Source organism: Streptomyces sp. NPDC027189 (assembly GCF_055566975.1).
Genome location: NZ_JBVHRI010000014.1, coordinates 158,388 through 177,745, shown reverse-complemented (window position 1 = coordinate 177,745; position 19,358 = coordinate 158,388). Strand labels below are relative to the sequence as shown.

General features: G+C 70.5%; 15 protein-coding genes. 10 read left to right on the top strand and 5 right to left on the bottom strand.

Annotated features, from left to right (window positions below; genetic code table 11):
• The first annotated feature begins 186 nt into the window (after positions 1-186).
• Complete coding sequence (locus tag ACZ4RZ_RS29995) at positions 187-639, top strand: ATP-binding protein (RefSeq protein WP_467749241.1); 453 nt, start codon at positions 187-189, stop codon at positions 637-639.
• Between the two features lie 90 nt (positions 640-729).
• On the opposite strand, the gene ACZ4RZ_RS29990 is transcribed toward ACZ4RZ_RS29995, so the two are convergent.
• Positions 730-1,767, bottom strand: a complete 1,038-nt coding sequence (locus tag ACZ4RZ_RS29990) for a DUF2637 domain-containing protein (protein ID WP_467749239.1) — start codon at positions 1,765-1,767, stop codon at positions 730-732.
• Positions 1,768-2,070: 303 nt separating this feature from the next.
• A complete protein-coding gene (locus tag ACZ4RZ_RS29985; RefSeq protein WP_467749237.1) occupies positions 2,071-2,949 on the bottom strand; it encodes a (2Fe-2S)-binding protein in 879 nt (292 codons plus the stop codon).
• 157 nt (positions 2,950-3,106) lie between these two features.
• On the opposite strand from ACZ4RZ_RS29985, the gene ACZ4RZ_RS29980 reads away from it, so the two are divergent.
• Together ACZ4RZ_RS29980 and ACZ4RZ_RS29975 are read left to right on the top strand one after the other, a co-directional pair.
• Positions 3,107-3,958 (top strand): GntR family transcriptional regulator, encoded by an 852-nt coding sequence (locus ACZ4RZ_RS29980; protein ID WP_467749235.1) that lies wholly within the window; start codon positions 3,107-3,109, stop codon positions 3,956-3,958.
• A gap of 147 nt (positions 3,959-4,105) precedes the next feature.
• The gene (locus ACZ4RZ_RS29975) at positions 4,106-4,417 is read left to right on the top strand and encodes a hypothetical protein (RefSeq protein WP_467749233.1); all 312 of its coding nucleotides are present in this window, start codon (positions 4,106-4,108) and stop codon (positions 4,415-4,417) included.
• Between the two features lie 327 nt (positions 4,418-4,744).
• Here ACZ4RZ_RS29975 and ACZ4RZ_RS29970 read toward each other — a convergent pair whose 3' ends face one another.
• Together ACZ4RZ_RS29970 and ACZ4RZ_RS29965 are read right to left on the bottom strand one after the other, a co-directional pair.
• Positions 4,745-5,518, bottom strand: coding sequence for a hypothetical protein (locus ACZ4RZ_RS29970; protein WP_467749232.1), 774 nt, complete (start codon positions 5,516-5,518; stop codon positions 4,745-4,747).
• A gap of 150 nt (positions 5,519-5,668) precedes the next feature.
• Positions 5,669-7,396 (bottom strand): PucR family transcriptional regulator, encoded by a 1,728-nt coding sequence (locus ACZ4RZ_RS29965; protein ID WP_467749230.1) that lies wholly within the window; start codon positions 7,394-7,396, stop codon positions 5,669-5,671.
• A gap of 410 nt (positions 7,397-7,806) precedes the next feature.
• Between ACZ4RZ_RS29965 and ACZ4RZ_RS29960 the strand changes: the two genes are divergently transcribed.
• From ACZ4RZ_RS29960 to ACZ4RZ_RS29940, 5 genes are all read left to right on the top strand, one after another.
• Positions 7,807-8,697 carry an FAD binding domain-containing protein gene (locus ACZ4RZ_RS29960; protein WP_369250040.1) on the top strand — a complete coding sequence of 297 codons (891 nt, stop codon included), beginning with the start codon at positions 7,807-7,809 and terminating at the stop codon, positions 8,695-8,697.
• Positions 8,697-9,299: a (2Fe-2S)-binding protein gene (locus ACZ4RZ_RS29955; RefSeq protein WP_467749228.1), complete on the top strand. Its 603-nt coding sequence runs from the start codon at positions 8,697-8,699 to the stop codon at positions 9,297-9,299. The genes ACZ4RZ_RS29960 and ACZ4RZ_RS29955 overlap by 1 nt, the downstream gene beginning before the upstream one ends.
• Before the next feature lie 2 nt (positions 9,300-9,301).
• Entirely contained in the window at positions 9,302-11,689 is a 2,388-nt protein-coding gene (locus ACZ4RZ_RS29950) for a xanthine dehydrogenase family protein molybdopterin-binding subunit (protein ID WP_467749226.1), read from the top strand.
• Positions 11,690-11,978: 289 nt separating this feature from the next.
• Entirely contained in the window at positions 11,979-13,436 is a 1,458-nt protein-coding gene (locus tag ACZ4RZ_RS29945; RefSeq protein ID WP_467749224.1) for an NCS2 family permease, read from the top strand.
• Positions 13,437-13,531: 95 nt separating this feature from the next.
• Positions 13,532-14,683: an XdhC family protein gene (locus ACZ4RZ_RS29940; RefSeq protein ID WP_467749222.1), complete on the top strand. Its 1,152-nt coding sequence runs from the start codon at positions 13,532-13,534 to the stop codon at positions 14,681-14,683.
• Here the strand turns inward: ACZ4RZ_RS29940 and ACZ4RZ_RS29935 are convergent.
• Complete coding sequence (locus ACZ4RZ_RS29935; RefSeq protein WP_467749220.1) at positions 14,635-16,491, bottom strand: hypothetical protein; 1,857 nt, start codon at positions 16,489-16,491, stop codon at positions 14,635-14,637. The two genes, ACZ4RZ_RS29940 and ACZ4RZ_RS29935, sit on opposite strands and share 49 nt — an antisense overlap.
• Before the next feature lie 94 nt (positions 16,492-16,585).
• On the opposite strand from ACZ4RZ_RS29935, the gene ACZ4RZ_RS29930 reads away from it, so the two are divergent.
• Together ACZ4RZ_RS29930 and ACZ4RZ_RS29925 are read left to right on the top strand one after the other, a co-directional pair.
• A complete protein-coding gene (locus tag ACZ4RZ_RS29930) occupies positions 16,586-18,046 on the top strand; it encodes a hypothetical protein (RefSeq protein WP_467749218.1) in 1,461 nt (486 codons plus the stop codon).
• 123 nt (positions 18,047-18,169) lie between these two features.
• Entirely contained in the window at positions 18,170-19,342 is a 1,173-nt protein-coding gene (locus tag ACZ4RZ_RS29925; RefSeq protein WP_467749216.1) for a glycoside hydrolase family 6 protein, read from the top strand.
• The last annotated feature ends 16 nt before the right edge of the window (positions 19,343-19,358 follow it).

Below are 19,358 nucleotides of genomic sequence, written 5' to 3'. Positions count from 1 at the left end.
TCCACAGTGTCACTTCCCCGCCGAGATGCCGGGCATCCGCGGGCGCCCGGCGGGTGGTTGACGATTCGACATGACTGTCGCGTTGCCGACGGGGCATGGATCCCCGTGAACGTGTTCGAGCGGGAGGGAACCGACATCGGCGTGCAGGCGGGGGTCATGAAGAGGCAGGCACGAGGAGGTGGTCCCATGGCCATCGGGGCCTCCTCCGCGAAGGCAGTGGAGGAAGCGGCCGACAAGGCGACCGACCAGCCGGGTGACGCGCAGCTCAGGCGCAGGCTGGGAAGGGCGGACCTGCGGGCCGTGCCGGAGGCCCGGAAGGCACTGAGGGAGCTGTTACGGCACTGGGGGAAGCCGGGGAGGTCCGAGATAGCCGAGCTGCTGACCAGCGAGCTCGTCACCAACGCACTCATTCACACCGACCACGACGCGGTCCTGACGGCCACCGTCGGACCCCGCGGACTCCGCGTGGAGGTACGGGACTTCGTGGGACGCAGGCCCAGACTGCGGGTACCGAACGCCGACGACGGTACGCACGGCAGAGGCCTCGTTCTCGTCCAGTCCCTCGCGGACGCGTGGGGCGTACGGGCGCACGGGGTGGGCAAGGCGGTGTGGTTCGAACTGGACGGCGGCGCGGTGTAGGACACCGCGCCGCCGTTGTCGTCCTGTCCGGGGTCCGGCCGCTGTGCGGCCGGACCGTCCGGGCTCTCGGGATCAGGTGTGCGCCAGACCTCAGCCGAACTGCTGCTCGAGGTCCTTGAGCTTGCGCTCCAGGGAGTCGAGTCGCGGCAGGGCCATCGTGTCGTCCTCGGCAGTGAGGTCGACGGTGATCGGCTCAGTGCTCTTGCGGACGGGCGTAAGGGAGGGCCGCGAGCGTACGGGCAGCTGCTCCGGCGATATGGCAGGCTCCGCGGAGGCCTGGGCGGGAGCTCGCTCCACGGTGGTCTCCAGCTGCTGCCGGGCGCCGCCGCGGCCGGGCAGGCCCCGGTGGCCACGGCTGAGCGCCTTGAGGTGCGCCCGCTCGACCCGCTCCTCGTTCCGGCGGCGCAGTCGGTTCTGCTCCTTCTGGCGCCGGTCCTCGCGCACCTCGTCGACGGCCTCGTCAAGGGAGCGGACGTTCTCAAGCAACATCAACGACCAGGCGCTGTAGGTCTCACGGGGCGCGCGCAGCCAGCGGACGATACGGATCTGCGGCAGCGGACGCGGGACCAGGCCCTGCTCACGCAGTGCGGCACGGCGGGTCTGCTTCAGCGCGCGGTCGAACAGCACGGCGGCCGACAGCGACATGCCCGAGAAGAACTGCGGGGCGCCCGCGTGGTCGATGCCCCGGGGCGCGTGCACCCAGTTGAACCAGGCCGCGGCGCCCGCGAACGTCCACACGAGTATCCGGGAGCCGAGCGCCGCGTCACCGTGGCTGGCCTCGCGGACCGCGAGGACGGAGCAGAACATGGCCGCGCCGTCCAGGCCGAACGGGACGAGATACTCCCAGCCGTCGGTGAGGCCGAGGTTCTGCTCGCCGAAGCCGACCAGGCCGTGGAAGGAGAGCGCTGCGGCGACCGCGGCACAGCAGAACAACAGCACGTAGGAAGCCGTGCCGTAGATGGCCTCCTTACGCCTGCGGCGCTCCTCGCTGCGCTCCCACGAGTCGTCGCTGCTCGCGTTCTCCCCGGACCGCTTGCCGCGCGCGAGCACCGCCACCGCCGCCAGCAGTCCCAGGAGCAAAACGGCGCCCGGAAGCAGCCAGTTCAGCGATATGTCGGTCAGTCTCATCTGGGGTCCCTTGCATTGGGATAGGGCGTAACGCCCGCCATAGTGGCCCAATCCCGCCGGCCCTCAGGGGGTTTCGGGGCAAGAGGCCGCCAAGGGAGTGCAAGGGGATGCGCAGGGCGACATTCTGCTCGAACTGCCGCGCGAGGGACGGGAGTTGAGTGCGAATAAGATTACCCGTACGGATGGTTCCTCGGAAAGTTCCTGAGACAAGTGAGGAAGTTGTGAATCGCCTGTAACCGCGCGGGTGTCCCAGTTGCGGGTGATCTTACGGGATCCGGAGCCGTGCCCCGTCCTGAGGGTGCCTCAACTGGCGGCGACGGCATTCAACTTGGTCACGCGATCCGCGTCGCAGGTGCGCGGGCAGGTGGCGCAGGTGTCCTCGGGGCGCAGTGTGTAGAAGAGGCAGCAGCTCGCCCGGTCGCGGGTGGGCAGCGACTCCCCGTCCGGACCCGTCAGTTCACGGAACGCGGCGGAACCGGCGTACGGCTGGGTCGCCCCCGGCAGCAGCAGCTCCAGCTCGCGCATCGCGCGCCGCTCCTCGCCGAGCAGATGGGCCACGTACCAGAGGCCCTCGACGATCTCGTCGGTCGCCATGCCCCACAGGGCCCGGCCGCGCCGCCGCATGCGCGGGCCGAAGCCGCCGAGGACCGGTTCCAGGTGCTCTGCCGCGGCGGCCCGCACCTCCGCCCGCAGTGCCTCCTCGTCCGGTACGACCCGGGCGCCGGGCAGGCCGGCCGCCGGATCGTCGGGCAGGCAGGCGAAGGTCGTGACGCGGACGGCCATGCGGCCGAGCGTGCGCTCGTATGTGACGTGGTCCACAGGGAAGCGGGGCACGCGGCGCCGCAGGAACCACGGGGCGGTGATCAGCAGACAGGCGGGCCAGGCGTACCGGTGCAGTCCGAAGCTCGCCACGACATCCGGCCGTGCCCGCTGTCCGTAGTCCCGGATGATCTGTGTTTCGTCCCACGCCAGGAACGCGTCGAGATCGGCCCCGCCCTCCGCGAGCCGGGCGGCGGAGACCCAGCCGCCGTCCCGTGGGGCCGCTTCCCCGCGTCCCAGCTCCGTCACGCTCAGCCCGGGGAAGACCTCGGTCAGCCGGGCGTACGCGTCCGCGACAGGCGAGGGGAACGGGCGTACGTCGGTGTCGGCCGGGGTCTCGGAGGGGAGGGTGGGAGCGGGCATGCGAGGACCACAACTTCACGATCGTTTACAGGTAAGGCTTACCTTACCCCGTGTGCGTGATGTTTGAACTGAGGCCGTGTGCGCCTATGGTGCTTGACGGACGAGTAACAACCGCCGCAATGACCCCCAAGTACCACCAAGCCCGGAGGAGGACCCCGTGGAGCAGGCCGGCCCGCGCAATGCGCACGGCTCCGCCGGTGCGGAGGTCCCGGACATCCGTAAGGCGGCCGTTCGGATACCCGCGCAGCCGCAGGCCGCGGACGTGGACCGCAAGCGGGGTGTCGCCGCCGATGGTGCCGGTGCCGGTGCCGGTGCCGCCGCTCGCGGTGAGCACACGCACAGCGAGGCGCCCATCCCGCGCCCGCGCGCCGAGGGCGCGCGTCCCGTCGTCCAGCGCTCCTCCGTACGCGGGCAGATCCTCGACGCCCTGCGGACCGCGCTCGTCACCGGCGAGCTCGCCCCCGGAGAGGTGTACTCGGCGCCCGCGCTCGGCGAGCGGTTCGGGGTGTCCGCCACGCCGGTACGGGAGGCGATGCAGCAGCTCGCACTGGAGGGCGCCGTCGAGGTCGTGCTCAACCGGGGCTTCCGGGTCGTCGAGCGCGGCACGCGGGAGCTGGCCGAACTCGCCGAGATACGGGCCCTGATCGAAGTCCCGGTGCTGCTGCGGCTCGCGCGCACCGTGCCCGCGGCCCGCTGGGCGGAGCTGCGCCCGTTCGCCGAGGCGACGGTACGGGCCGCCTCCTCGGGCTGCCGCGCGACCTATGCCGAGTCCGACCGCGCCTTCCACCGCGAGGTGCTCGCCCTCGCCGGCAACGTCCAACTGGTGCAGATCGCGGACGACCTGCACCGCCGCGCCCAGTGGCCCCTGGTCGGCGGCCCCGTCACCCGCGGCCGCGCGGACCTCGTGGCCGACGCCGCCGAACACACCTCCCTGCTGGACGCGTTGATCGCCGAGGACTTGGCGGTCGTGCAGTACCTGGTGCGGGAGCACTTCGCCGGGGCGTCCTGACGCCGCGGGCACGTGCCCTTCCGCTCACCCATGTCACGGATCCGTACGGTCCGCGCAACACACCCCTTCGCCGGGAACCCGGCCCGCCCCGCACGCGTGCCTTCGCGTACACGGCGAGAGCCGGACCGAAAACCGGGGGAGAGACCGATGCCCGACCCGTCCTGGATGGCCCAGCAACAGGCACAGCAGGCCGCACAGCAGGCCCAGCAGATCCATCAAAACCAGGTACGCCACCACCGCCAGATGCACGACATGGCCCGCGCCCACGGCCCTCACTCGGGCGCGCCTCATGTGCACCGCCCCATGTCGTACGGCGGCGGCCGCGGCGGCAGACTGCGCGGCTTCCTCACGCTCCTCGTGATCGTGGCGGTGGCCCTCTACGTGGCCCACGACCCCGAACTCCGCACCAGCGTGGCGACGTTCGCCCGAAACTGGTTGGCACACGTCCAGAGCGACTAGGGCCTGTCCTGGCGGATCATGTCGGAGACGCGGGTCCTGGTGCGCCCATCTGCGGCGTTGTCGTCGGTTGCCGACGCCCCCAAGTTCTCGGCTTCGCTCGAACAGGGGGACCCCCCCATCGCGTCGTCGCCCTCCTCCGCCTCGCGGCTGGACGCCCCAGGACCCGCTCACCTGCGTTTATGAGGCGCCGCAGCTCCCCTCCGACCTGATCTGCCGGACAGGCCCCAGCCCCGTAAGGGGCGCGGGGCTGCGACATTTGCGGCTCCGCCGCGTGGGCGTGACCAGCCACGACGCGGCCGCAGCCAGCGAACTGCCTCCCAGCGGGCGTCAGGCTGTCGCCGCAGGCGGCGTCAACTGCTCCGCCAGCCAGGTGGGTACACCCCCCAGCAACCGGAACAAGCGCCCCGCCTCGGCGCGCAGCCGAGACGCCTCCGGCTCGGCCTCCGCATCGGCCAGGGACGCCAACGCCGGAGCCGTACCCACGAGGTACCCCAGCTCCTCCCGAATCCGCAGGGATTCGGCGAACCCGTGCCGAGCCTCAGCCAACTCGCCGTCCCGTAGGGCGAGTCCGGCGAGATGCCGCCAGGTGAAGGAGAGCAGCAGCGGATCGCCATGGGCGACCGCACCCGCGTGGGCACGCCGATACGCGGCCCGCGCGGCCTGCGGTGACCGCGCGAGGTTCTCGGCGAGCAGCCCCCGCCGGAAGTCGAGGAGGGCCCGCCCGGGCCCCCCGGGAGTGAGGAGCGCCGCCGCCCGGCCGAGCGCCGCGCGCGCTTCGTCCGCCCGGTCACGTACGCCGAGCAGCGTGGCCGCGTACGCGAGCTGCCCGCGCTCGCAGGCCGCCGCGCCCCGCTCGTCGTCGCTCTGCGCCACCGCCTCCGCCGTGCGCAGCGCGTCCTCGGCCTCGGCCCAGCCCTGTTCGGTGTACAGGCACCGTTCGACGAGGAGCGAGGCTCTTTGCAGCGCCGCCCCCGCGGTGTGCGGCTTGAGCAGCGCGGCCGCGTCGGCCCAGCAGGCGCGCGAGCGCAGCCGCCATACCGCGGTCTGGAGTGGATCGTCCCCTGCAGTCGTTCCGGAACCAGACATGGCGGTATGCGCCACGTTGCCCTCCCCGAGCACACCATTGAGCTGTTGAGTGGTGGCATCTCAGCACGGATCGCGGGGCCCGGCCAAGGGGGTGGGTGAAGGATTTCACAAAGTCGTGGGACACCGGCGGCACTTGGGGACCCTGGGGCCGACGAGCCCGCGACCTCAACTCATACGCAATGCCAGGAAGAAGTCGAGCTTGTCCTCCAGTCGCGACAGGTCCCGACTCGTCAACTGCTCGATGCGGCCAATCCGGTAGCGCAGCGTGTTGACGTGCAGGTGCAGGCGCGTGGCGCAGCGCGTCCACGAGCCGTCGCAGTCGAGGAACGCCTCCAGCGTGGGGATCAGTTCGGCGCGGTGGCGGCGGTCGTAGTCGCGCAGCGGGTCGAGCAGCCGGGCGGTGAAGGCGCGGCGCACGTCGTCGGGCACGAAGGGGAGCAGCAGCACGTGCGACGCGAGCTCCTGGTGCCCGGCCGCGCACACCCGCCCGGGCCGCGCCGCGGCGACCCGGCGTGCGTGCCGGGCCTCCTCCAGCGCGCCGCGCAGCCCCTCCGCCGAGTGCACGGCGGCGCTGACGCCGAGGGTGAGCCGCCCGTCGTCGTTCAGGCCGGCCGACAGCGGGTCCCGTACGGCCTCCAGGAGCGCGTCGGCGAGCAGCCCCAACTCGGAGCCGTCGTGTTCCGTCGTCACCGCCGGCAGGGGGACGAGCGCGATCGCCTCGTCACCCGTGTGGGCGACGGCGATGCGGTCGGAGTGCTCGGGACCCGTCGAGAGCGGGTCGACGAGGATCTCCTCCAGTAGCGACTGGGCGACCGGACCGCCCTCGATCTCTCCCGCCCGTCGCCCGCCACCACCCTCGACCGAGGGCCCTGCGGGCCCGCCCCTCACTTCGTCCCACTCGACGCGGGCGACGACCACCTGCCAGTGCGGGGCCGCCCCGAGCCCGGGCAGCAGCACCGGCGCGGCCACCCGCAGCCGCGCCGCGATCTCGGCGGGCGCGGCGCCCGTCTGCACCAGCTCCAGGACCTCCTGCGCGAGCCGTCGGCGCACCGTGCGCGCCGCGTCCCGCCGGTCCCGTTCCACCGCGATCAGCTGGGTGACGCCCTGGAGCAGATCGAGCCGCTCCTCGGGCCAGTCCCCGGCGTCCGCCTCGACGGCGAGCAGCCAGTCGGACAGCACGGTCTCGCGCACGTCCCGGGAGGCGCCCGTGGAGCGCCCGGACGAGCGGATCGGGAAGAGCGAGTACGTCGTCGTGCCGACCGCCACCCGGTGCGGTCCGCGGCGTCCGGTGCGTGTCGCCGCCAGATGCTCGGCGGCCAGCTTGGCGCACACGTCCGCGGGCAGTCCGGGGCCCGAGAGCTTCGAGCCGGCGATGGGCCGTCCGGTGGGCGAGAGGACCCAGGCCCGCAGATCCAGGTCGGTGCCGAGCAGGTCCAGGACCACGTCGGGACCGCCGCCGGCCGGGCCCGACGTCATCATCCGGCGGTGCCGGTCCACCACCGCCGCCAGGTCCCCGGCGCGCTCGCCCGAGACCTGCCGTACGACGTGCTCGGTGATCGTCGCGAAGGCCACCGACTCGTTCACCGCGAACAGCGGCAGCCGGTGCCGGGCGCAGGCCACGACGAGGTCGTCGGGGATGTCGCCGAGCTCCGCCTCACCTGCGGCCAGCGCCGCGACCCCGGCGCTCGCGAGGATGCGCACGAAGGGCTCCGAGTCGTCGGCGTCGTGCCGCCAGGCGAGGCCGGTGAGGACCAGTTCACCGCCGGAGAGATAGCGGCTGGGGTCCTTGAGGTCCGTGGTCATCACACCGCGGACGGTGCGGTCCAGCTCGTCCTCGCCGCCGAGCAGCCGCAGGCCCAGCGCGTCGGTGTCCAGCAGTGCGCGCAGCCGCATTCTCGTCGCCGCCGTTCTTTGTCTCGAAATCTACGATGGATCTGTGGTGAGGACCCCGTGAGCGGATTCCCGGGCTCCGTAGCGCGGCCCGAGGGGGTCCTCAGGTGGTGGTCCCAGCCCCTGCGAGGCTGTGTGCTGGGCTTTTGCGAGCTGTGCTCTCTCCGTCCCGGGCCGTGCTCGAAGTTTCCAGAGGAAACCAAGGAGGTTACTGGTGACCTCCGTTCATACGAATCTACAAGATGCGCGCCCTGGCCAGCCAACTCCTTCATGGTTTCGGTGACTGACCCCGGTGTTCTACGGCGCGGTGTACTGACCCCAATCCGCGTTAACAACTCATGAACGAGCCGGGCCGCCGCACACGATCTTTGGCTCAAACAGAACGACCCACGATACGAAGAAGAGAGCCACTCATGGACTTCCTTCGCCCCGCCAGCTGGGAGGAGGCGCTCGCCGCCAAGGCTGAGCACCCCACCGCTGTGCCGATTGCGGGTGGCACCGATGTGATGGTCGAGATCAACTTCGACCACCGCCGGCCCGAGTACCTCCTCGACCTGAACCGCATCGGCGAGCTGAGCGAGTGGGAGGTCGGCGAGGAGAGCGTGCGCCTGGGCGCCTCCGTTCCGTACACCCAGATCATGGAGAACCTGCGCGGCGAGCTTCCCGGCCTGGCCCTGGCCTCGCACACGGTGGCCTCCCCGCAGATCCGCAACCGCGGCGGCGTGGGCGGCAACCTCGGCACCGCCTCCCCGGCCGGTGACGCCCACCCCGCGCTCCTCGCGGCGGGCGCCGAGGTCGAGGTCGAGTCCGTACGCGGCTCGCGGCTGATCCCGATCGACGAGTTCTACACCGGCGTGAAGCGCAACGCGCTCGCGGCGGACGAGCTGATCAGGGCCGTACACATCAAGAAGGCGGACGGCCCCCAGCAGTACTCGAAGGTCGGCACCCGCAATGCGATGGTGATCGCGGTGTGCGCCTTCGGACTGGCTCTGCACCCCGAGACCCGTACGGTCCGCACCGGCATCGGCTCGGCCGCGCCGACCCCGGTCCGCGCCAAGGCCGCCGAGGAGTTCCTGAACGCGGCGCTCGAAGAGGGCGGCTTCTGGGACAACGGAAAGATCATCACCCCCTCGGTCGCCAAGCAGTTCGCGGACCTGTGCTCCGCCGCCTGCAACCCGATCGACGACGTCCGGGGCACGGCGAGCTACCGCCGCCACGCGGTCGGCATCATGGCCCGCCGCACCCTGACCTGGACCTGGGAGTCCTACCGCGGCACCGCCGCTCGCACGGAGGGAGTCGCGTAATGCGCGTCAATTTTACGGTCAACGGCCGTCAGCAGGAAGCCGACGACGTGTGGGAGGGCGAGTCCCTTCTGTACGTGCTGCGGGAGCGCCTGGGCCTGCCGGGTTCGAAGAACGCCTGTGAGCAGGGCGAGTGCGGTTCCTGCACGGTCCGCCTCGACGGTGTTCCGGTCTGTTCGTGTCTGGTCGCGGCCGGTCAGGTCGAGGGCCGCGAGGTCGTCACGGTCGAGGGTCTCGCGGACTTCGCCAAGCAGCGCGCGGAGCACGGCGGTTGCGCCTCGGGCGCGTGCGGCACGTCCGGGAATTCCGGCACGACGCTCGACGAGGCCAAGGCGTGGGCCGCCAAGGGCACCGACTCCCAGACCGGCGAGGGCACCGAACTCTCCCCGATCCAGCAGGCGTTCATTGACGCCGGAGCCGTCCAGTGCGGCTTCTGCACCCCGGGTCTGCTGGTCGCGGCGGACGAGATGCTGGAGCGCACCCCGAACCCGACCGACGCGGACATCCGCGAGGCGCTCTCGGGCAACCTGTGCCGCTGCACCGGTTACGAGAAGATCATGGACGCGGTCCGCCTCGCGGCCGCCCGGCAGTCTGAGGCGGTCTGATCATGGGAACCACGGGTACGCCCACCAAAATCACGCAGGGCACGAAGACCAAGGGCGGCATCGGCGAGTCCACGCTGCGCCCGGACGGCACCCTCAAGGTCACCGGCGAGTTCGCCTACTCGTCCGACATGTGGCACGAGGACATGCTCTGGGGCCAGATCCTGCGCTCCACGGTCGCCCACGCCGAGATCGTGTCGATCGACACGAGCGAGGCCCTCAAGACGCCGGGCGTCTACGCCGTCATGACGTACGACGACCTGCCCACCGAGGTGAAGAATTACGGCCTGGAGATCCAGGACACCCCGGTCCTCGCGCACGGCAAGGTCCGCCACCACGGCGAGCCGGTCGCCATCGTCGCCGCCGACCACCCGGAGACCGCGCGCCGCGCCGCCGCCAAGATCAAGGTGGAGTACAAGGAACTCCCGGTCATCACGGACGAGGCGTCCGCGACCGCGCCCGACGCGATCCTGATCCACGAGGGCCGCGACGACCACCACATCGGTCACGTCCCGCACCCGAACATCGTGCACCGCCAGCCGATCGTGCGCGGCAACGCCGACGAGGCCGCCAAGAAGGCCGACTTCATCGTCAAGGGCGAGTACACCTTCGGCATGCAGGACCAGGCCTTCCTCGGCCCGGAGTCCGGCCTCGCCGTGCCCTCCGAGGACGGCGGTGTCGACCTCTACATCGCCACCCAGTGGCTGCACTCCGACCTGCGCCAGATCGCCCCGGTCCTGGGCCTGCCCGAGGACAAGGTCCGTATGACGCTCTCCGGCGTCGGCGGCGCCTTCGGCGGCCGCGAGGACCTGTCGATGCAGATCCACGCCTGCCTGCTGGCGCTGCGCACCGGCAAGCCCGTCAAGATCGTCTACAACCGCTTCGAGTCCTTCTTCGGACACGTCCACCGCCACCCCGCGAAGCTCTACTACGAGCACGGGGCGACCAAGGACGGCAAGCTCACACACATGAAGTGCCGGATCGTCCTGGACGGCGGCGCCTACGCGTCCGCCTCCCCGGCCGTCGTCGGCAACGCCTCGTCCCTGAGCGTCGGTCCGTACGTGATCGACGACGTCGACATCGAAGCCATCGCGCTGTACACCAACAACCCGCCCTGCGGCGCCATGCGCGGCTTCGGCGCGGTCCAGGCGTGCTTCGCCTACGAGGCCCAGATGGACAGGCTCGCCGACAAGGTGGGCATGGACCGGGTCGCCTTCCGTCAGCTCAACGCGATGAAGCAGGGCACGATCATGCCGACCGGGCAGCCGGTCGACTCCCCGGCGCCGGTCGCCGAACTGCTGCGCCGCGTCAAGGCGATGCCCCTGCCGCCGGAGCAGCAGTGGCTCGCGGCCGGCGAGGAGGCGGACGTCCGCCAGCTGCCGGGCGGCCTGTCCAACACCACGCACGGCGAAGGCGTCGTACGGGGTGTCGGCTACGCGGTCGGCATCAAGAACGTCGGCTTCTCCGAGGGCTTCGACGACTACTCGACGGCCAAGGTCCGTATGGAGGTCGTCGGCGGCGAGCCCGTCGCCACCGTCCACACCGCGATGGCGGAGGTCGGACAGGGCGGTGTCACCGTCCACGCGCAGATCGCCCGCACCGAGCTGGGCGTCACCCAGGTGACGATCCACCCGGCGGACACGCAGGTGGGCAGCGCCGGTTCGACGTCAGCGTCGCGCCAGACGTACGTCACCGGTGGCGCCGTCAAGAACTCCTGCGAGCTCGTGCGCGAGAAGGTCCTGGAGATCGGCCGCCGCAAGTTCGGTACGTACCACCCGGCTTGGGCCACCGCCGAACTCCTCCTGGAGGGCGGCAAGGTCGTCACCGACGGCGGCGAGGTCCTCGCCGACCTGGTCGACGTGCTCGAAGGCGAGCCCGTCGAGGTCGAGGCCGAGTGGCGGCACCGTCCGACGGAGGCCTTCGACCTGCGCACCGGCCAGGGCAACGGCCACGTCCAGTACTCCTTCGCCGCGCACCGCGCGGTCGTCGAGGTGGACACCGAGCTCGGCCTGGTCAAGGTCATCGAGCTGGCCTGCGCCCAGGACGTCGGCAAGGCGCTCAACCCGCTGTCCGTCATCGGCCAGATCCAGGGTGGCACGCTCCAGGGCATGGGCATCGCCGTGATGGAGGAGATCGTCGTCGATCCCAAGACCGCGAAGGTCAGGAACCCGTCCTTCACGGACTACCTGCTCCCCACGATTCTCGACACGCCGACCATCCCGGTCGACGTGCTCGAACTCGCCGACGAGCACGCCCCGTACGGGCTGCGCGGCATCGGCGAGGCCCCGACCCTGTCGTCCACCCCGGCCGTCCTCGCGGCGATCCGGAACGCGACGGGTCTGGAGCTCAACCGGACGCCGGTACGCCCCGAGCACCTCACGGGCACCGCGTAAGGCACCGGGCAGGACTCTCCGGGCGGCGAGGGAACGTCACACTTCGCCGCGCCGCCCGGAGTACTCAAGTACCGCACCGCTCGCGGAACTTGGCACATCGGCGAAGAGCAGTAAGCGCCGGCACACCAGTCAGTACCAGCAGTACTAGCAGTCCCCATCGTTCGTCTCGGGCCGTCCCCCGGGTCGTGCGGCCGAAGCACCTTCCCAAATCCCGCAGCCGCGGCAGCGGTTGACCGGCCGTCAGGGCGGTTGAAGCGGGTGCCCCTTTGAACCTTGGGAGTAGGCCCACATGACCCAGCAGTCACTGGAGCCGAAGACCGCCGCGGAGGACGCGGGCACGGGTAGCCGTGTCCCGGCCGGACGGTCTTGGCTCGACCGGTACTTTCACATATCCCAGCGGGGAAGCTCGATCGCGCGTGAGGTGCGCGGTGGCGTCACGACTTTCATGGCGATGGCGTACATCCTGCTGCTCAACCCCCTCATCCTGTCCGGCAAGGACGCGGCGGGGGACACGCTCGGCCAGAAGGCCCTGATCACCGCGACCGCGTTCGCGGCGGCCTTCACCACGCTTCTCATGGGCTTCGTCGGCAAGGTGCCGCTCGCCCTCGCCGCCGGACTGTCCGTCTCCGGTGTGCTCTCCTCACAGGTGGCCCCGCAGATGACCTGGCCGCAGGCCATGGGCATGTGCGTGATGTACGGCGCTGTCATCATGCTTCTGGTCGTCACCGGCCTGCGCGAGATGATCATGAACGCGATTCCGCTGGCGCTCAAGCACGCGATCACCATGGGCATCGGCCTGTTCATCGCACTGATCGGCCTGGTGAAGGCCGGTTTCGTACACCAGGGCAAGGCGACCCCGGTCACGCTCGGCCCGACCGGTGAACTCGCCGGCTGGCCGGTGCTGCTCTTCGCAGCGACCCTGCTGCTGATCTTCATGCTCCAGGCACGCGGCATCCCCGGCGCGATCCTCATCGGCATCGTCTCCGGCACGGTCGTGGCCGTCGTCCTCAACGGCCTCGGCGTCATCGACCCCAAGCAGTGGGCCAGCGGCGCCCCCGAGCTGCACGGCAGCGCGGTCTCGATGCCGGACTTCTCGCTCTTCGGCAAGGTCGAGTTCGGCGGCTGGGGCCAGGTCGGCGCGATGACGGTCGGCATGATCGTCTTCACCCTCGTGCTCGCCGGGTTCTTCGACGCGATGGCCACCATCATCGGCGTCGGCACGGAGGCCAAGCTGGCCGACGCGCAGGGCCGGATGCCCGGTCTGTCGAAGGCGCTGTTCATCGACGGCGCGGGCGGTGCGGTCGGCGGTGTCGCCGGCGCGTCCGGCCAGACCGTCTTCGTCGAATCGGCGACCGGCGTCGGCGAGGGCGCCCGCACGGGCCTCTCCGCGGTCGTCACCGGCCTGTTCTTCGCCGCCTGCCTGTTCTTCACCCCGCTGACGGCGATCGTCCCCGGCGAGGTGGCGGCGGCGGCGCTGGTCGTCATCGGCGCGATGATGATGATGAACGCCCGCCACGTGGACTGGGCCGACCGCGCCACCGCGATCCCGGTCTTCCTGACCGTGGTGATCATGCCGTTCACGTACTCCATCACGGCGGGCGTCGCGGCCGGAGTCATCAGTTACGTCGCCATCAAGATCGCCCAGGGCAAGGCCCGGGAGATCGGAGCGTTCATGTGGGGCCTGACGGCGATCTTCCTGGTCTACTTCGCCCTCAACCCCATCGAGAGCTGGATGGGCGTGCACTGACGCCCAGGGTCCTGTCGTCGAACCGGCGCCTGCCTCACGGCGACAGGATCCGCCCTCCACACAACCGCTGTTACCTCGTCTAAGGAGACCGAGACATGCTGGACATCGCCGAAGAGCTGCACCGGTGGGTCGAGCAGGGACGCGACTTCGCCGTGGCCACCGTGGTGGCCGTCGGCGGCAGCGCACCCCGCCAGCCGGGCGCCGCACTCGCCGTCGACTCCGACGGCACGGCGATCGGCTCGGTCTCCGGCGGTTGTGTGGAGGGCGCGGTCTACGACCTGTGCCAACAGGCGCTGGAGGACGGCGAAACGGTCCTCGAACGCTTCGGCTACAGCGACGAGGACGCCTTCGCCGTCGGCCTGACCTGCGGCGGCATCATCGACATCCTGGTGACGCCGGTCCGTTCCGGCGACCTCGCCAGGCCGGTGCTCGCGACCGCCCTGGCCGCCGCCGCGGCCGGGGAGGCGGCGGCGGTCGCGCGGATCGTGAGCGGTCCTGGCGAACTGCTGGGCCGTGCGGTGCTCGTCCGCTCCGACGGCTCCCACGAGGGCGGCTTCGGCGCCCACCCCGAACTGGACCGCACGGTCGTGGGCGAGGCGGCCGCCTTCCTGGACGCGGGCCGCACGGGCACCCTGGAGATCGGAGAGCAGGGCTCTCGCTGCGGAGCACCGCTCACGGTACTGGTGGAGTCCTCGGTGCCGCCGCCCCGGATGATCGTCTTCGGCGCGATCGACTTCGCGTCGGCGCTGGTTCGCATCGGCAAGTTCCTCGGCTACCGCGTCACGGTCTGCGACGCCCGCCCGGTTTTCGCCACCGCCACCCGTTTCCCCGAAGCCGACGAGATCGTCGTCGAGTGGCCCCACAAGTACCTGGAGCGCACCGAGGTCGACTCCCGCACGGTGCTGTGCGTCCTGACCCACGACGCCAAGTTCGACGTACCGCTGCTCCAGCTCGCGTTGCAGCTGCCGGTGGCATACGTGGGCGCGATGGGGTCGCGCCGCACCCACCTCGACCGGAACGAGCGGCTGCGGGAGGTGGGGGTGACCGAGCTGGAGCTGGCGCGGCTGCGCTCTCCGATCGGCCTGGACCTCGGCGCCCGCACACCGGAGGAGACGGCACTGTCGATCGCCTCGGAGATCGTGGCCAATCGGCGTGGGGGGAGCGGGGTTTCGCTGACCGGGGCGCATTCGCCCATTCATCACGACGGGGTGTCGGCGCCTGCGGGACGGATAGGCTCGGTGGCTTGAGGAGCTACGGAGGTCGCGGCCTCGCGGGCAGCCTGGATCAGCTCTCCCAGCGCCTCTACAAGGCGATGGCGTGCCTGCTCGGGGACACGGGGGATCTGGAGGCGGTATGGCTGAGCCGACTCGATCACCGATCCTGCACTCCGCTGCGTCGGATCCAACAGGATGAGTAGCTTGTCCGCCCAGGACGCGACGTTTCGCAGGTGCCCGAGCACTTGATGCAAGTTCCAGTCCTCTTCGCCGGTTAGATCATGAGAGGCAGCGGCCACCCTGTCCCCTAGATGCCGCTTCAGCTGACCGGCGCGCCGGGCGATGAGCTGGACTTGCTCGGTCATGGGCATGCTGTCCAGGAGTCCCTTCAAGGGGCGCGAGAAGGCGTCCACGATCGCGTCGAGCGTCGAGATGACCTCGGTCCTGTTGTCGGCCCCCGGCAATTTCACCACCCTGGCCGGTTTCTCAGGTCTTGCCACCACGTCCAGCGCGGTGGTCACCATTTTCGACGGTGAATTCCGAGTCTCGCTGGTCTCGGCCACCTGCGGTGCCACCGCCCGGTCCGGTTCCTCAGGTCTCGCCACCACATCCAGCGCCACGGTCACCATCTTCGGCCGTGCACTCCGCGTCTCGGTGCGCTCCGGCTCCCGCACACCCACCGCGTCCCCGGGCTCGTCCCTTCCGGTCTCCCGCAGGTATGCCCCCGCCGCCTCCGCCGCCAGACAGTAGAACCACCACCGGTCATGGGTCCCATACCGTTCCCGCGCCGTGAACATCAGCGCACACGCCTGGAGCGACAGCAGCCACTGCTGACGCCAATCGGCCGCGATGTGACGCTGTCTCACCCACGCGTCCGGGGCCGCCTGTACGCCTTCGACGATCCTCAGCAGGCCCTGAGGAATGAGCAGCCCGGCCGGATCGCGCTTCACGAGCAGATCAAGAAGCTCCGCGCGAGCCGGATCCGACATGTGGGGCAGGAAGTCGGCGACGAGAAACAGCAACAGATGCACGGGATCGCGGGCGAGCAGTGCGCGGTCGGAGAAGCGTGACAGGTCGATGAGGACATAGGCTCCGGCCTCGGCGTCTTTCTTCTCCGGCACCATGACGTTGCCCGGATGCAGATCGCCGTGTGCACGCCCCCGCGCCGTCCACGGCAGGTAGCTCTTGCTCAGGAGGCAACCATCGGCCAGATCAAGAGGGTTGGGCAGGATCCTGCCATCGGGCAGAGAGATCCGGGGCACCGACCCCTTCGGCAGGCCGAGCCTTTCGCGTGCCCACACATCCAGCGGAGCACCGGCGTCCAAGCGCTGGTCCAGGAGTTCGGCCACGAACTCGGCGGCCGTCATTCCCGTCTCCGTCGCCTCGTCGAGGTTCCAGTCGGCGAGAAGGGACCGTACGATCTCGGTCACGACGTCGGGTAGCCGGCGCTGCCACTGGAGAACGGCCAGCGTGACCATCTCCGGGTTCCCCTTGCCGGCGATCTCCTGGAACATTACCCAGGAGTCGTCCACTTGCACCGCGTCGTAGGCCTGGTCGACCAAGTGCTCGTCGCAGAACGCCTCGTTGCCCCTGGGCTTGGAGTCATGCGCGTCAAGGAGCTTGCCGGGCTCCACGCTGGACTCCTCATCCGGCGAGCAGAGCTTGATGATCATCCGGCGTCGAGGGTTCTTCGCGTCCTTCACGTACACGGATGCGAGCAGGGCACCGCTGCCGCCCGTGTCGAGAGGGATTACCTCCCACACTTTCCGGCGGGTCTGCTTCTGCCATGCGGCGAGCGCTTCGGCCGCGCGCGGGCCGAAGATGTCGAGAGAAACGCCCATCAACTTAGTATCCACGCAAGGCGAGTGTGCCTGTGCCACTGCGTGGGGTATGCCCTGCGGGGCTGTGAGACGAAGAGCGCAGAGGCGGACGACAATGGCACGCGGCAGACGGACCCACCCCCTCAGCAGGCTGTCCCGAGGCGGCACTGTCCACGCCGACCGCCTGCGCGACGCGATCACCGGGTACGAGCCGCGGCACGGCGACCCGTTCCGGCTCGAAGGCGTACGAGTCCGCGGCACCCTCGATCTGAGCGGTTGCCGACTCGAAGCAGGGCTCGAACTCGTGGAGTGCGTCTTCGACGAGCTCATACGGGTCGAGGGCCTGTCGGTCGGCCGCCTCGACCTGTCCGATTCGACGATCCCGGCGCTTTACGCCGACCGCATCGTCGTCGATGGCGAACTGCGCCTGTCTGGCGCCCGGTTGGGCGGCGGAGCCGTCGAGCACCGTCCTCTGCTCGACCCGGCGGCAGGCGGCGAGAGCACCGGCGCGCCACGCCGGGTCCGGGAGGGCTCCACCACGGGCGCGATCCAGCTCGCCGACGCCCGCATCGCGGGCAACCTCGTCGCCGAGCGCCTGGTCGTCGCCGACAGCAGCCCTTGGTCGATGCTCGCGCCCCGCCTGAGTGTCGGCGGTTCCGTGCACGCGCGGGAACTGTCCGCTTCGGGCGCTCTCTACCTGCGTGACGCGCGAGTCACGTACGCCGTCGTCCTCAATGCCGCCGACGTGGGCGGCATCGACGCCACAGGCCTCGTCTGCAGCGGAGGTGTGTATGCCGACTGGGGCTTTTGCAGCTCGGGCCAGGTACTTCTGCGCGCGGCCGAGGTCGGCGGCGTGGTGACCTTCCACGACAGCGTCCTCGCGCAGCCCGCGGGCTCACTCCTGCTCAGCCGACTGCACGTACCCCGCCTCCGGCTCGATCTGCGCAAACCCCCAGCGGGCCCCGTGGTGTTGCAGGACGCGAGCGTCGACGTGCTCGTGGACTCCGAGGCGACCTGGCCGGCTCCGGGCGAGCTGCGCCTGGAAGGCTTCACATACAAGCGCCTCGAAACCGCCCGCCCGGTCGAAGTCCGTTCCCGCATTGCCTGGTTGACCCGCGACATCCACGCGGGCGCCGGCTCGTTCGAGCAGCTGGCCAAGTCGTACGAGGCGGCGGGCGACGAACGCTCGGCGCGCACCGTGCGCCACGCCCGCGAGGGGCACCTGCGCCGCCGCGACAGGTTCTCGGGCCGCGTCTGGGGCCTGTTGCAGGACATGCTGTTCGGGTACGGATACGCGCCGCGCCGAGCCCTCGTATGGCTGCTGGCCCTCGCCGCTGCCGGGTCGCTGTGGTTCGCGCACCACCCGCTCCGGCCGGCGGGAACCGGTACCCAGCGCACCTGGGACCCCGTGCTCTACAGCCTCGACCTGCTCATCCCTGTCGCGAGCCTCGGGTACCGCGGCAACTGGGATCCGGTGGGCGCCGACAAGGCGGTGGCCGTCTTCCTCGTCGTCTCGGGATGGATCCTGGCCACGGCGGTGATCGCGGGGGCGAGGCGCGTGCTGGGCAAGGGCTGACACTCCGCCCTTCACGAATCCCGGGTCGCCGCCAACCTTGACGCGCGCATGCCCCTCGACGAGTCTCCTGTGGGAGCGCTCCCGCAAGTCCCCCGTGACCGTTGCGAACAGGAGTGAACCCGGATGAGACGTGCCTCAACATGGCTCGCCGCCTTGTCGGTCGGGCTGGCCGCCCTCTTCGTGGGACCATCGGCGCAAGCCGCGGGTTCGGTGGACCACGGACCTTCGCTGTACGTTCCCGACGCCAACCCGGCGGCGTACCGGCAGGCCCTCGACCTCGCCCGAGCGGGCCAATTCCTCGACGCGGCGGGCGTCTTGGCCATGGCGAACACTCCGCAGGCCGTCTGGTACGGCGATCAGTCACCGGCCCAGGTGGAGCGGTTGATCCGCGGAGTCGTGCGGGACGCGGACCGTGCCGACGCGATCCCCGTGTTCGCGCTCTACAACATCCCCGGCCGGGACTGCTCCAACTACTCCGCGGGCGGGGCCGCCAACACGGCGGAGTACAAGGAGTGGATCGACGGGGTCGCGCGCGGCATCGGGGGCCGCGACGCGATCGTCACCCTCGAACCCGACGCCCTCGCGCTGCTGCCGTCGGACTGCGGCCAGGACGACGCGCAGGGCACGAAGACCGCCGCGCGGTACGTGGAGGTCAACTACGCGGTGGACAAGCTGGAGCCCTTGGCCGGCACCCGGGTCTATCTCGACACCGGGCACCCGGGCTGGCACACCGTCAACTCCATCGTGCCGCGTCTCGTCAAGGGCGGCATCGCACACGCCTCCGGCTTCTACACCAACGCCTCGAACTACAACACCGACGACGCCAACTCCTGGTACGGCAAGCTGATCTCGTCGTGTCTGGCGTACCTCGACGGGGGTGGCAACGTCGCCGAGTGCCCCCACCAGTGGTGGCCGCGGACCGACGCGCAGGCCTGGCTCGACGCGCATGTGCACACACCTCCGTCCCGTATGAAGCACTTCGTCACCGACTCCAGCCGCAACGGGCAGGGGCCCTGGACGCCGCCCACGGGCGCATACACGGACCCGCAGGACTGGTGCAATCCGCCGAACCGGGGCCTCGGCGCCCGTCCGACCCTGCGCACCGGTGACCCGTTGCAGGACGCCCGGCTGTGGATCAAGACGCCCGGCGAGTCGGACGGACTGTGCCTGCGCGGTACGGCGGGCCCCGAGGATCCGGAGCGGGGGATGGTCGACCCCAACGCGGGGGACTGGTTCCCCGAACAGGCTCTGGAACTTGTCCGGTTCGCCGATCCGCCCATGTTCGAAGGGGCGTGATGGTTCACGGTCGTCG

Excerpts from the sequence above, each read along its gene's own strand:
- ACZ4RZ_RS29995 (WP_467749241.1), top strand. The coding sequence starts at position 187 with ATGGCCATCGGGGCCTCCTCCGCGAAGGCAGTGGAGGAAGCGGCCGAC.
- ACZ4RZ_RS29990 (WP_467749239.1), bottom strand. The coding sequence starts at position 1,767 with ATGAGACTGACCGACATATCGCTGAACTGGCTGCTTCCGGGCGCCGTT.
- ACZ4RZ_RS29985 (WP_467749237.1), bottom strand. The coding sequence starts at position 2,949 with ATGCCCGCTCCCACCCTCCCCTCCGAGACCCCGGCCGACACCGACGTA.
- ACZ4RZ_RS29975 (WP_467749233.1), top strand. The coding sequence starts at position 4,106 with ATGCCCGACCCGTCCTGGATGGCCCAGCAACAGGCACAGCAGGCCGCA.
- ACZ4RZ_RS29965 (WP_467749230.1), bottom strand. The coding sequence starts at position 7,396 with ATGCGGCTGCGCGCACTGCTGGACACCGACGCGCTGGGCCTGCGGCTG.
- ACZ4RZ_RS29960 (WP_369250040.1), top strand. The coding sequence starts at position 7,807 with ATGGACTTCCTTCGCCCCGCCAGCTGGGAGGAGGCGCTCGCCGCCAAG.
- ACZ4RZ_RS29955 (WP_467749228.1), top strand. The coding sequence starts at position 8,697 with ATGCGCGTCAATTTTACGGTCAACGGCCGTCAGCAGGAAGCCGACGAC.
- ACZ4RZ_RS29950 (WP_467749226.1), top strand. The coding sequence starts at position 9,302 with ATGGGAACCACGGGTACGCCCACCAAAATCACGCAGGGCACGAAGACC.
- ACZ4RZ_RS29945 (WP_467749224.1), top strand. The coding sequence starts at position 11,979 with ATGACCCAGCAGTCACTGGAGCCGAAGACCGCCGCGGAGGACGCGGGC.
- ACZ4RZ_RS29940 (WP_467749222.1), top strand. The coding sequence starts at position 13,532 with ATGCTGGACATCGCCGAAGAGCTGCACCGGTGGGTCGAGCAGGGACGC.
- ACZ4RZ_RS29935 (WP_467749220.1), bottom strand. The coding sequence starts at position 16,491 with ATGGGCGTTTCTCTCGACATCTTCGGCCCGCGCGCGGCCGAAGCGCTC.
- ACZ4RZ_RS29930 (WP_467749218.1), top strand. The coding sequence starts at position 16,586 with ATGGCACGCGGCAGACGGACCCACCCCCTCAGCAGGCTGTCCCGAGGC.
- ACZ4RZ_RS29925 (WP_467749216.1), top strand. The coding sequence starts at position 18,170 with ATGAGACGTGCCTCAACATGGCTCGCCGCCTTGTCGGTCGGGCTGGCC.